The following is a 12885-nucleotide window of genomic DNA, read 5'->3' on the forward strand; positions in this document are numbered from 1 at the left end:
AGGAACGCAGAAAGCTCTATCGGAATGGCAGCGAAGACAGCGGAAAAGTACGGTTATCCGAAATCAATGAGGAATTAAAAAAACTCCGAAAAGAAGTCCGTATGACCGTCCGGATTGAAAAGCATTCGCTGGAAATCGAAGAAAGACTTCGAAAGGCAGAGGAACAAAACCAGAATGAGAAACGTGTGGAACACAAAGAAAAAGAGAGTCAGGAGGTGAGATAAGTATGAATTACGGAGCAGAACCGGCAGATCAGGTGGTACGGTACAGTCTGGAAGGGATGGAGTATTCGCTGAAGATCACCGGGAATGTAGCAAAGCATGTGGCAGTCTTTATTGCTGCCGCCTTGAAGGACCAGAAAAAGACAAGAGGAAAAACAAGGCTTACCAGAATGCTGAAAGAACAGCGTCCGATGAAATTTTTTACAGTACCGGGTGACAGACTGAAAGAGTTTGCAAAAGAAGCCAAAGCGAGAGGTATCTTATATGTTGTCATCAAGGATAAGGTGAATCCGGACCAGACAGAAGTGATGGTATTTGCCGATGACGCAGCAAAGATGAACCGGGTATTAGACCGTATGAATCTGGACTTTGTAAAAGCAGAATCAGGCTCTATGGTTACGGAAACAGTAGAAAAAGAGACTGCACCGGAACAGGCAGAGAACCAGATGGAACAAGCATCCGGGGAGAATGTACGGACAGAAACTGTTGTCCTGCCGGAAGGTAAGATCGAGTTTGAACTGGACGATGCAGAGGATATGTTCCAGATTGGAGACGAGGCTTTCCCGGAAGGAAATTTTACACAGGCGCAGGAGGGGAACGAAAAGAATCGATCCGAACCTTTCTCGCGCAACAGAAATACTTCTTCCGGTCAGGAAACTAGCTGGGAAGAAAAGAATGGAAAACCATCCGTACGGAAAGAACTCGGAGATATCCGTAAGGAACAGGAAGAGAAACGCAGGAGACCAGACAGACGGAAAAATGCCAGAGAGAGACGGAAGAAACGTAAGAATATGAAAACGAAAGGCAGGTAATGTATATGGATTTAACAAATATGATTTCAGGTGGAACGGAAGAACAGCAGGTTCCAGAACAGAAGTTGACCAAGGAAGAATATGCAGCTAAGAAACAGCAGGAAAGGGAAGAAGTATGGGCCGAGGTAGATGCACAGGCACAGGACGTGTTCCAGAAGGGAGAAAAACTAAAGGGATTTCTCGATTTTATGGCAGAGTGCAATACCCAGCGTACCCCGAATCTACTTTTGATCTATGGACAGAGGCCGGATTCCAAAGTGGTAAGGTCTTATGAACGCTGGAGGGAAGAACACCGTTCGGTCAGAGCCGGGGAGCATGGCATGACTTATATGATCTCCACCGAATATGAAAAGGATGGGGAAACCAGAAGGGGATATACGATTGGAAAAGGATTTGATATCAGCCAGATGACCGGGAAACCATTGGAAGAACGACCACAGCGAACTCTGCCGGAACTGATTGAGGCGGTCTTAAAAGATCAGCCGGTACGTGTGCAGATTGAAGATACCCTGCCGGAAGGAATTCAGGCACAGTACAATTCCAGATACCGGACTGTCTTTATCCGAAATGGGATGAGTGAAGTGACGACCTTCCATGCACTGAACCGGGAACTGGCATGTGCAGCGATGGACCAGCATACCGGAACTTACAGCAGACAAAAAGTGAATGCACAGGCGTATTGTACAGCCTATGTGATAGCCAGACGTTATGGGATCGATGTATCCGGATTCAAACTGGAGCGTATTGCACAGATGCAGGAATATGGAAAGAAAGATCCGCAGGAACTTCGAAACTTCTTAAATGATATCCGTCAGGCTTCTTACACCATCCGAAACCATGTGGAGCGTAACTTCGGGGCGAAGGAACAGGAGTTTACGACCGATGAATTTGCCATTGCAGATCCGATCAAAACACCGGAATCCAAAGCGGAAAAGCCGTCCGGGAAAGAGAAAAAAACAAAGACTCAGCCGGAACGATAAAGGTGAAAAATCTGGATGGCTGGAGTAGCTATTACGGAAGTCTTGTGATATGGTTGGTGTAACAAAAGAAGGAGGGCAGTCAAATGGCAAACTATTATTTGAAGATGGATAACATTATGAAAAATATGTTCGTGGTGGCACTGAACGAAGAACTTAAGGCACAGCGTGAGCAGGACGGACATGCGGAAGAAACGGAAACACTCCTGAAAAAAGTAAGGGAATACGACCTTGCCGAGAAACGTCTGCAGATCACGGCAGGGGAACAAAGGCAGATCCGTAAAGCACTCAACAGACTCAGAAGTAAATATCTTGCGGCCGGAAGATACAGTGACGGGATTGACAAAGTCATCCTTCAGGTGGCAAGACCGAATACCACCAGACATATGTTCTGGTAGAGAGAGGAGTGATGGAATGGTCATTTATTCAAGAGAAAAAGTGGCAAGACTTAGAGAACAGTATCCGGCAGGAACAAGAATCTGTCTGAATTCGATGGACGGAGAAGCGGGTATGCCGCAGGGACTGGAAGGAACTGTGCAGTATGTGGATGATTCAGGCCAGATCGGCATCAGTTGGGACAACGGCAGAAGTCTCTCACTGATACCGGGAGTGGATTCCTTTCATAAGAAAGAGGGACAGGGACATCCAGAAGAAAAGCCACGCAAGAAAAGAGAATCTGACTTGCAGAGATAAGTACAAAAAAGCAGGACTGGGTTCTGTATCTTGTCTTTCTGCCATTTGTCTGGTGGGCGGCAGCGATCACTGCCTGTGCTATTACACCGGATCAAAATTTTATTCAAATCTTAGAAACGCTGAGCGAAAAACTCGAACAGCCGTTTTTTATCACGTATACACCGTATACGTTCCAATGTATTCTGATATTCACAGCAGCCTATTTCTTAGGCATTGGTATTTATGAATCCCAAAAAAGAAATTACAGAAGAGGTGTGGAACATGGCTCCGCAAAATGGGGCAATGTGTCCGAAATCTGCAGACGTTACTGCGAAAAACAGTACACCCAGAATCTGCTTTTGACACAGCATTTCCGCATGGGACTGGATGGCTATAAGCATAAACGAAATTTAAATGTGCTAGTAGTCGGAGGTTCCGGGGCAGGAAAGAGCCGGACCTATGCGATTCCGAACATCATGCAGTGCAACTGCTCGATGGTGATCACAGATCCGAAAGCGGAACTTCTGCGCAAAACAGGAGGTGTCCTGGAACGGAATGGATATGAAGTCCGGGTGTTCGACCTGATCAATCCGGAAACTTCTTGGTGCTATAATCCGTTTGCGTATGTCCGGGATGACAAGGATGTGCTGAAACTAATTAACAACCTGATCCGCAACACGACACCGAAAGGTGCACAAAGCTCGGACCCGTTCTGGGAAAAGTCCGAGACTGCACTTTTACAGGCACTTATGCTGTATTTACTGCATGAAGCTCCACCGGAAGAACAGAACTTCCCGATGATCATGGAAATGCTTGGCAGTGCGCAGGTAAAAGAAGATGATGAGGATTACCAGTCCCCACTGGATATTTTGTTTGAGAGATTGGAAATGCGTGATCCGGAGAGTATTGCGGTCAAGCAGTATGCCATTTATAAGCAGGCGGCGGGCAAGACTGCGAAGTCGATTTTGATTTCTGTTGGTGTCCGTCTGGCAGCGTTCAATCTGAAACAGATTGCCAATCTGACCTGTACAGACGAACTGGACTTATACAGTATCGGGGAGAAAAAAGTGGCACTGTTTTGCTGTATTCCAGATGCGGACACCAGTATGAATTATCTGGTCGGCATGATTTACAGCAATCTGTTTCAGACACTGTATTATGTGGCAGACCGGAAGTACGGAGGAAGGCTTCCGATTCCGGTACACTGCATTATGGACGAATGGCCAAACGTAGCATTGCCGGATGACTTTGACAAGATTCTGGCAACCATGCGTTCCAGAGGGATTTCCTGCAGTATCATCATCCAGAACATTGCACAGATGAAAGCCTTGTTTAAAGACTCGTATGAGAGTCTGATCGGCAACTGCGATGAATTTTTATATCTGGGTGGAAATGAAAAAGAAGGACATAAGTATGTCTCGGAATTATTGGGAAAAGAGACATTGGATACCAATACCTACGGACAGACAAAAGGGCGTAGCGGCAGCTATTCGGTGAATTATCAGCAGACTGGAAGGGAACTTTTAACACCGGATGAAATACGGCTTTTAGATAACCGCAAAGCGATTTTGTTTATTCGTGGGGAGCGTCCGATCATGGACGATAAATATGATTTAAAAAAGCATGTGAATTTCAGATACACAGAGGACGGTGGTGCATCGCCTTATGACTATGCGAAAACACCACTGGCTCACGACGATTTAAACATTGACATTAACAGATTAGACGATTATGAACTGCTCTCTACCGAGGACATCCTTGGTGAATAGCAGTTTTTCTTATGGATTGGAGTGATGTGTATTGAAGAAACTTCTCGCAGGAGAAAAAAATAGAACAAAAAAGAATACAACGGAAAAAATGACAACCCCGATGCCGATGGGGAGAAAGCAGAAGAAATGGATGGGGCTTTATATGACACTGGTTCTTATTGCAACCGTAGGGACAACCACGGTGTTTGCAGCCGGAGATCCGCTGTCGGTGATCAATAACTTGTCTACATTCATCTTCTCACTGATCCGTGCCATCGGCTTGATCCTGCTTGGGTTTGGAGTGGTGCAGGTAGGACTGTCCTTAAAAAGCCATGATCCAAGCCAGAGGGCAAATGGATTTCTGACACTGGCCGGAGGCGTGATCATTACGTTCGCCAAAGAGATCCTGGACCTGATCATGGCGTAAGTCTCTGAAAAAAGATAGAAGGAAACCGCAGGAGTACCGGAAGGTGCTCCTGTATTCAAAACCATTTTCTAAGGAGGTGAGAATTTTTGAGTGATAACTGGATTGTACAGAATCTGAACTCGGCACTATCCACATGGAGTGAAAAGATGGCAGAACTGTGGACTCTGCTTACCGAAAATCCGGCAACTTTTAAAGGCGGCGGCATCTGGCGCATTATGACCAATATCAATGATGCACTGACAGCCATCGCATATGGACTGCTGGTGCTGTTTTTCGCAGCCGGGATTATCAAAACCTGTGGGAGTTTTACGGACCTTAAGAAACCGGAACACGTATTAAAAGCATTTATCCGGTTTGCACTGGCGCAGGGGGCAATCACCTATGGGATGGAGCTGATGCAGGCACTGTTTTCCATTGTGCAGGGAATTGTGACCACGGTAATGAGTGGTTCAGGCATGGCAGGAAGCGTGACCGAACTGCCAACAGAGATTATAGATAAGATCGAAAGTGTGGGAATGCTGGAATCTATCCCATTATGGATCGTGACACTGCTTGGAAGTCTGCTGATCACAGTACTGTCGTTTGTCATGATTCTGACGGTGTATGGCAGGATGTTCAAAATCTATATGTATACCGCAATCGCCCCGATCCCGATCTCCTCTTTTGCAGGAGAACCTACACAATCCATCGGAAAGAACTTTCTACGTTCTTATGTGGGTGTGTGTCTGGAAGGGGCGATCATTGCACTGGCATGTATCATCTATTCTGCCTATGCCGCAAGCCCTCCGGCAGTGGGGGATACAGGGCTGAGTGCAGTTACAATCGTGTGGAACTATGTAGGGGAACTGGTATTTAATTTACTGGTTCTGGTCGGAGCAATCAAGGCATCTGACCGAATCGTAAGAGAAATGATGGGACTTGGAGGTTAAGAAGATGGATACAAATAAGACGTTAGGATACGACTGGGAATATGGACATGAGGAAGTAGCGATTCGAGTAAGCTCTTACAGGAATAATGAGAACTTATATGTAGGACTTTGCCACAGGGAAGAGGGAGAATGGGAAGATTTTGGAGATGTAACGATCAATCTGCCATTTTCTTTTTTAGAGCCAAATGAAGCATATATAACCGGAGACTTTACCAAAGATATGATTCGTTTTATTAAGGCGCATAAGCTTGGCAAAGTATTAGATGAAACAGCAAAGTCTGGATATGGAACCTATCAGAAAGTGGCATTTGACCTTGCAAGGCTTGCAGAATTTGATCCGGAGGGCGTTGCAGAACATTGCAAAATGATGGGAATCGAACTGCCAAAAGAGAAACCAAAGAAAGTGAAAAAGCAAAACAGAGGAAAGGAGCGATAAGTTATGGAAGTCAAGATGAATAAAGAAATCCGGGACTATCAGGAATCCATGTTTATGGGACTGGACCTGCGGCAATGCGTGTGTTCGGTTCTTGCCATCCTTACAGCAATCGGGATCTACTTTGGGATGCGTGACATTACCGGGCAGGAAGTCACCGGATGGCTGTGTGTGATCGGGGCGGCTCCGTTTGCTGCCTGTGGGTTCTTCAAATATCATGGGATGACGGCCGAGCAGTTTTTGTGGGCAGTAATCAAATCAGAACTTCTGTATCCGAAAAAACTGGTGTTTCAGTCGGAAGATCTCTACCATTCCTGTATGCAGGAGACCATCTCGCTGGGAGAAAAGAATCAAAAGGATGGAGCAGAAATCTTAAAAGAACGGGAACGGAAAGCAGAAGTAAAACAGGGAAAGAAACAAAAGGGAAGGAGTGATGCCCTTGATTAAAACCTTAAGTCAGGCACTGCGGATGGACAAGGAACGGTTCAAAGTTCCAAGATCCGTTCAACAGGCGATTCCTATCCAGCGGATCTGGCCGGATGGAATCTTTCAACAGGGAACGAAGTTTTCGAAAACATTTCGTTTTACCGATATCAATTATTACATTGCGAGTAAAGACAATAAGACCGAGATGTTTCTGGATTATTCGGAACTCTTAAACTCACTGGATTCCGGCATTTCTGCCAAAATTACCATTAATAACAGGAGAATCAATAAAGAAGAATTCGAAAAGTCTATTCTGCTTCCAATGAAGGAAGATGGACTGGATCACTATCGGGAAGAATACAACGAAATGCTCCTGTCTAAGATTACAGGAACGAATAACAGTATCTATCAGGAACGGTATCTGACTGTCAGTGTGCATAAAAAATCCATTGACGAAGCGAGAACCTACTTTGCACGAATCGGAACAGACATCGTGACACATCTGGCAAAGCTGTCATCCACAGCAGAAGGACTGGATGCAGAAAGCCGGCTTCAGATCTTCCGGGACTTTTTCAAAGGAGATGTCCCACAGGCGTTTCCTTTTGACCTGAAACAATTTGCCAAGAAGGGGACAAGCTTCAAAGACTGGATGTGTCCGGATTCAATGGAGTTTGAACGGGACCATTTCCGGATCGGGGACAGGTACGGAAGGGTTCTGTATATGCAGGACTATGCCAGTTATGTGAAAGATGACATGATCTCGGAGCTGTGTGACTTCAGCCGGAATCTGATGTTGTCCATCGACATCCTGCCAGTCCCTACAGATGAGGCGGTAAGGGAAATCCAGAACCGTCTGCTTGGGGTAGAAACAAATGTGACCAACTGGCAGAGAAGACAGAACGCAAACAATAACTTTTCAGCTATCGTCCCATACGATATGGAGCTGCAGAGGAAAGAGACGAAAGAAATGCTGGATGATCTGACAACCAGAGACCAAAGGATGATGTTTGGAATTCTGACGATGGTACATCTGGCAGACAGTAAAAAACAGCTGGATTCCGATACAGAACTGCTCCTGTCGGTGGCAAGAAAGCATCTGTGCCAGATGTCAACACTGAAGTGGCAGCAAGTGGACGGACTGAATACGGTGCTTCCGTATGGACTTCGAAAGATCAATGCCCTGCGGACACTGACAACCGAATCCACGGCTGTTTTGATCCCGTTCCATACGCAGGAAATCCTGCAGCCGGGCGGCATCTATTACGGGCAGAATGCAGTCAGTAAGAATCTGTTGGTAGCCGACCGGAAGAAACTAATGAATGGAAACAGTTTCCGATTGGGTGTCAGTGGTTCGGGAAAGAGTTTCTCGGCAAAAGAAGAGATTGTGCATCTGGCACTGGCTACGGATGATGATATCCTGATCCTCGATCCGGAGTCCGAATTTACAAAACTGGTAGAGGCTCTGGGCGGTCAGGTCGTAAAAGTATCTGCAACATCCGATAACCATTTGAATGCAATGGATATGGACGCAGCCTATGGAAATGAAAAGAATCCACTGATTGAAAAGTCGGAGTTCATCCTGTCTGTATTTGAACAGTTAGTCGGGGCAGGAAATCTATCGGCAAAAGAAAAGTCCATCCTGGACCGATGTGCTGCAGATGTGTACCGGGATTATATCCGAAGTGGTTATACCGGGGAAGTCCCAACATTGAAAGATATGTATCGGCAGTTGATGTTGCAGCCGGAAGAAGAGGCAAGAGGGCTCGCACTTTCCTCCGAACTTTTTATCAATGGAAGTCTGAACACCTTTGCACAGCCAACTAATGTGAATAAGAAGAACCGGATCATGGATTATGATATCCGGGAACTGGGGGAACAGCTTATGCCACTGGGAATGCTGGTTACCTTAGACAGCATTTTCAACCGGGTGATCCAGAACTGGAAAGAAGGGAAAACCACATGGATCTTTGCGGATGAGTTCTATCTGTTATTCCGCTATGAATACAGTGCGAACTTCTTCTACCGGCTTTATAAGAGAATCCGTAAATACAATGGATTCGTGACAGGGCTTACGCAAAATGTGGAGGAACTTTTGAAATCCGATACGGCAAGACTTATGCTCGCCAACAGTGAATTCCTGATCCTGTTGAATCAGGCAAGTACAGACCGGGAAGAACTGGCTGCCCTTCTGAACATCTCGGAGAACCAGCTGTCTTATATCACAAACGTGGCAGTCGGCAGTGGCCTGATCCGATGTTCCGGGAATATCGTTCCGTTTGAGAATACGTTTCCAAAGAATACAGAACTCTATAAACTTATGACAACAAAACCGGGAGAATCGTAATGAAAAAAGAAGAGATCACCATTACCTTTTACGCTGCAGAATGCGGCGAATTCCATGAGATGGGCGAATATACAAAATGTAACTCACTGGAAGAGGCATATAAAAAGTACAGGAAGTATTGTAAAACATCTGGCAATATGTGTCCGGCAATTGAATTTTCCATCCATGATCCAGACTCTTTTTACTCGGATCTGGAATATCCGTTGCCACTATCTGCGAAAGACAGGGAATTGTTGGAGCTTGTGCCATACTACAATGAGCATCCACTGGTAAATGAAGCCATCCGAAAAGTAGAACAGTTACAGAAACAGCAGGAAAAGAAGAAACACCGGGACACAGCCCGATGAGATAAAAGATACGGAAAGAGGGTGACCGGATGAGAGATATCAAGGAACGGGTAAGGGATAAGAATCCGAAGATTCGTAATCCGGCTGCCCGGCTTCCGAAAGAGCTGGTTCGCCAGACGGTACTGGAGGCAAAAGAAAAACCGAGGGAACTACAGGGAAAAACTGGCAGCCAATCAGAATCCCTGACACAGTATGGTGCTGAAAAAATAGAATCTGTACAGTACAGGGCGGCGAGTGTGGCAGGAAAAACGGTAGGGAAAAGAACATATCAAGGTGGAAAAAAACTTGCCGGAGTGACTTATCGAAAGATAAAGGAAAGAAAAAGCAGACAGGAAGAAGTGAAAGCTGCCGAAGAAGCAATGGAGCAGGGGGCAGAAAGCGGAAAGACATTAATTAAGGTGAAACCGGAACAGACAGCACTTGCCAAGGAGAACAGTAAACGACAGGTAAAAGCAGCACCGAGAGTGGTAAAAGTATCCGGGCTGTCTCAGGAGAAAATAAAAACACAGGCATCCATGCAGAAATGGCAGGTAGAAAAAGGTGCACAGGCGATGCAGAAAGCAAGAGCAGTCCAGATGGCAAGAAAATCCGCAGTAGCATCAGCAGAAAGGGGAGAAGCAGTCCTTCAGACGACCGGAAAAGGGGCAAAGCTTTCTATGCAGGGGATTACAGCAGCCATACAAAAAGCAACAGCCGCCCTAGGAGAAATGGGAAAATGGTTTGCCGCAGGAGGGATGGCATTTCTTGTAGTGTTTATCCTGATTGCCGGAATCATTGCCGGGGCAGCGTTTAGCAGTGGTTCGGAAAGTTCCGAATCCTTAAGTGAGGAAGTGCTTGCGTATACTTCCGTCATCCAGCGCTATGCCTCCCAGTACGGTATCCCGGAATATGTATCTGCGCTTCAGGCTATCATGATGCAGGAATCCGGGGGAAGGGGGACAGACCCGATGCAGTGTTCGGAGAGTCCATACAATACTAGATTTCCACACAGTCCCGGCTCCATTACAGAGCCGGATTATTCCATCGAAGTGGGAGTCAAGACATTCGCAGACTGCATCAGTCAGGCAGGATGCAGCACCCCACAGAATCTGGACAAGCTGAAACTTGCATGGCAGGGATATAACTATGGAAATGGCTACATAGGATGGGCATTGCAAAGAGGCGGTTATACAGAAGCCAATGCCCTGCAGTTTTCACAGCAACAGGCAGCTTCGCATGGATGGAGCAGTTACGGAGATCCCCAATACGTTCCCCATGTGATGCGGTATTATTCCGGTGGCAGCCTGTTTGCTGGTTTGTTTGGAAATCAGCAGATCGTATCGGTTGCGATGGGGCAGCTTGGAAACAGTGGCGGTCAGAAGTTCTGGAGCTGGTATGGATTTGACAGCCGGGTAGAATGGTGTGCCTGTTTTGTGAGCTGGTGTGCAGATCAAAGCGGTCTGATAGCAAGTGGGAATGTTCCAAAGTTCTCATTGTGCCGTGATGGAGTGTCCTGGTTTCAGGGAAAGAATAAGTGGCAGAGTGGTGGAACAACCCCGACAGCCGGAATGATCATTTTTTTTGACTGGGATCATGATGGAAACTCAGACCATGTAGGAATCGTGGAAAAATGCGAAGGTGGAAGAGTCTACACAGTGGAAGGAAACTCCAGTGATCAGGTACGGCAGAGAAACTATGCGATGGATTATGCCTCCATCATGGGATATGGGGTGATAAATTGATGGAATTGGAGAGATAAAAAATTATACTTGTAATCTGGGGAAAATTGCGACAAAATAAAGAGAAGAACTAGTGAAAAAGAAGGAATCCTCTCATGAATCAACAAGAAATATTTGAATACATCAAAAAGCAATATCCAGCCACCCCGGAGAGAATCACACAAAATGGAAAGCAGATCACAATCTTTAAAAACCAGAGAAATAACATTCCCTATGCTATTTTTTATCAATCAGACGAATCTGTAATGTCAATCATGGAAGTTCAGGCAGAGTCAGATATGATAAGCAATTATATCGAAATGTATCACCTTGCTCCGGCAAAGTACATGAATCAGAAACACTGGCTGGCAGTTCCAATGGATGGAACTGTCAGAGATTCGAAAGTTTTAGATATGCTTGATATGGGCTACGATATCGTTGATGAACAGGAAAAATGACAGAGAAACAAGAAATGGACAGTCGAATAGAAGAAATAAAGTGGGATGATAAATCGTGATTTAGGAGTGATATAAATGATTAAAGATTTAATGTATATTGAACTAAAAACAGGATATTCTGATGATGGTCCAGCATGGATTGGATATGTGAAAACTTCAAAAACCAAGAAAACCATTTACTTTAATGACCATGCTTTTCAAAAATATAATGGTGGTTATTCTAACTATGTAGATATTGAAAACGGCGATGAATATTGGATTTCTGGCTTGAAAAAGAGAGAGAGCAATCGTCATTGGGCCGGTCATGGGAAAATTATGATTGACCGCAGAGCTGTTAATGAATATCTTACTCTGATTGGAGAGAAAGAATTACCCCTAAATTTGTTTGAAATAATTGACATTGAAGACAGATTTCCAGTTGAAAGAGTAAATAATCTTTTGAACGACAAAGAATAAAATTTCAGTTGTCTTAATTGGATAAATCGTTGTTTGACATTCTAAGTTAATCGCGCCATATGGCTTGATTATAAATACAAAGATAAAAACGCAATGTACATTCAGCAATGTACTAGAGCTGGTAGGTAGCCCAGCCGTCCTATGCAAATAGGGTAAGTAACCTGCCCCTCCGGGTTGTCCATTCTTTGTTCAACAATTATTTTAGGAGGGATTCTTATGGACAAAGTAAGTGGAAAACTGACGGTGTATTTTGAAGAACCATTTTGGGTAGGTGTATTTGAGCGTATCGAGGATGGTAAGTTGTCTGTATCAAAGGTAACTTTTGGTGCAGAACCAAAAGATTATGAGGTGCAGGAATATATCCAAAAACATTATGCCAGTTTGAAATTCAGTCCGGCTGTTGATGCTGTTGTAAAGGATATAAAGAGAAATCCAAAAAGGATGCAGCGTGAAGCGAGAAGGCAAATGCAGGAAACTGGTATTGGAACAAAATCGCAGCAAGCATTGAAATTACAACAGGAACAGAATAAACAGGAATGTAAGATCAGAAGCAGAGAGAAAAAAGAAGCGGAAGAACTGCGAATGTTTGAAATGAAACAGCAAAAGAAAAGAGAAAAGCATAAGGGGCATTAGCCCCTTGCTGGACTCGTTCAAATCGAAAATTAACACTTAACGAGGAGAAATAAACATGTCAAAGAAAGAAGAAAGATTTGAAGTTATATTTAGAGATGGAAGTTCGCTTAAGGATGATGGGGTTCGCCAAATTCTTGTAGATAAGGAGACTGGTGTTAATTATCTTTGTTGGAAATCTGGATACGGGGCTGGTATTACACCTCTTCTGGATTCTGAAGGAAAAGTCATAGTTACAAAGTCAAATTCCAATTGAACTAAATCGCTGCGCCACAGCCTTCGCAGGCCATCGCGCAGCGATTTAGTTC

At 44.9% G+C, this 12885-nt stretch carries 16 protein-coding genes and 1 pseudogene; all 17 read left to right on the top strand.

Features of this window, described 5'->3' with window-relative positions; all coding sequences use genetic code 11:
• A pseudogene (locus DXC04_RS03320) lies at positions 1 to 224 on the top strand (relaxase/mobilization nuclease domain-containing protein); the annotation flags it as partial.
• A gap of 2 nt (positions 225 to 226) precedes the next feature.
• Positions 227 to 1033: a PcfB family protein gene (locus tag DXC04_RS03325; RefSeq protein WP_117604168.1), complete on the top strand. Its 807-nt coding sequence runs from the start codon at positions 227 to 229 to the stop codon at positions 1031 to 1033.
• A 5-nt stretch (positions 1034 to 1038) separates the two neighbouring features.
• Positions 1039 to 2013 (top strand): ArdC family protein, encoded by a 975-nt coding sequence (locus DXC04_RS03330; RefSeq protein WP_199692519.1) that lies wholly within the window; start codon positions 1039 to 1041, stop codon positions 2011 to 2013.
• An 83-nt stretch (positions 2014 to 2096) separates the two neighbouring features.
• Positions 2097 to 2408 carry a hypothetical protein gene (locus DXC04_RS03335; RefSeq protein ID WP_117559088.1) on the top strand — a complete coding sequence of 104 codons (312 nt, stop codon included), beginning with the start codon at positions 2097 to 2099 and terminating at the stop codon, positions 2406 to 2408.
• A gap of 16 nt (positions 2409 to 2424) precedes the next feature.
• Positions 2425 to 2703, top strand: coding sequence for a DUF4314 domain-containing protein (locus DXC04_RS03340; RefSeq protein ID WP_118659911.1), 279 nt, complete (start codon positions 2425 to 2427; stop codon positions 2701 to 2703).
• A 23-nt stretch (positions 2704 to 2726) separates the two neighbouring features.
• The gene (locus DXC04_RS03345) at positions 2727 to 4451 is read left to right on the top strand and encodes a VirD4-like conjugal transfer protein, CD1115 family (RefSeq protein WP_442873195.1); all 1725 of its coding nucleotides are present in this window, start codon (positions 2727 to 2729) and stop codon (positions 4449 to 4451) included.
• 88 nt (positions 4452 to 4539) lie between these two features.
• Positions 4540 to 4857 carry a glutamyl-tRNA amidotransferase gene (locus tag DXC04_RS03350; RefSeq protein WP_118660171.1) on the top strand — a complete coding sequence of 106 codons (318 nt, stop codon included), beginning with the start codon at positions 4540 to 4542 and terminating at the stop codon, positions 4855 to 4857.
• 86 nt (positions 4858 to 4943) lie between these two features.
• Positions 4944 to 5786 (top strand): hypothetical protein, encoded by an 843-nt coding sequence (locus DXC04_RS03355; protein ID WP_195480004.1) that lies wholly within the window; start codon positions 4944 to 4946, stop codon positions 5784 to 5786.
• A 4-nt stretch (positions 5787 to 5790) separates the two neighbouring features.
• Complete coding sequence (locus tag DXC04_RS03360; RefSeq protein ID WP_118659915.1) at positions 5791 to 6222, top strand: DUF4313 domain-containing protein; 432 nt, start codon at positions 5791 to 5793, stop codon at positions 6220 to 6222.
• A gap of 3 nt (positions 6223 to 6225) precedes the next feature.
• Positions 6226 to 6666 carry a PrgI family protein gene (locus DXC04_RS03365; RefSeq protein ID WP_117542462.1) on the top strand — a complete coding sequence of 147 codons (441 nt, stop codon included), beginning with the start codon at positions 6226 to 6228 and terminating at the stop codon, positions 6664 to 6666.
• Positions 6659 to 8989, top strand: coding sequence for a VirB4-like conjugal transfer ATPase, CD1110 family (locus tag DXC04_RS03370; protein WP_330426413.1), 2331 nt, complete (start codon positions 6659 to 6661; stop codon positions 8987 to 8989). Before DXC04_RS03365 ends, DXC04_RS03370 begins: the two co-directional genes overlap by 8 nt.
• On the top strand, positions 8989 to 9336 hold the full coding sequence (locus DXC04_RS03375; protein ID WP_117542460.1) for a hypothetical protein: 348 nt from the start codon (positions 8989 to 8991) through the stop codon (positions 9334 to 9336). The genes DXC04_RS03370 and DXC04_RS03375 overlap by 1 nt, the downstream gene beginning before the upstream one ends.
• 29 nt (positions 9337 to 9365) lie before the next feature.
• Positions 9366 to 11057: a lysozyme family protein gene (locus DXC04_RS03380; RefSeq protein WP_118659919.1), complete on the top strand. Its 1692-nt coding sequence runs from the start codon at positions 9366 to 9368 to the stop codon at positions 11055 to 11057.
• Positions 11058 to 11149: 92 nt separating this feature from the next.
• Positions 11150 to 11491, top strand: a complete 342-nt coding sequence (locus DXC04_RS03385; RefSeq protein ID WP_004614498.1) for an MmcQ/YjbR family DNA-binding protein — start codon at positions 11150 to 11152, stop codon at positions 11489 to 11491.
• A gap of 75 nt (positions 11492 to 11566) precedes the next feature.
• A complete protein-coding gene (locus DXC04_RS03390) occupies positions 11567 to 11947 on the top strand; it encodes a hypothetical protein (protein ID WP_004614497.1) in 381 nt (126 codons plus the stop codon).
• Positions 11948 to 12163: 216 nt separating this feature from the next.
• Entirely contained in the window at positions 12164 to 12580 is a 417-nt protein-coding gene (locus DXC04_RS03395) for a YjdF family protein (RefSeq protein ID WP_118659921.1), read from the top strand.
• Positions 12581 to 12635: 55 nt separating this feature from the next.
• Positions 12636 to 12833: a DUF6440 family protein gene (locus DXC04_RS03400; RefSeq protein WP_118659923.1), complete on the top strand. Its 198-nt coding sequence runs from the start codon at positions 12636 to 12638 to the stop codon at positions 12831 to 12833.
• The last annotated feature ends 52 nt before the right edge of the window (positions 12834 to 12885 follow it).

The organism is Dorea sp. OM07-5 (assembly GCF_003481355.1).
In the GTDB taxonomy this organism is placed as follows: Bacteria; Bacillota; Clostridia; order Lachnospirales; family Lachnospiraceae; genus Dorea_D; species Dorea_D hominis.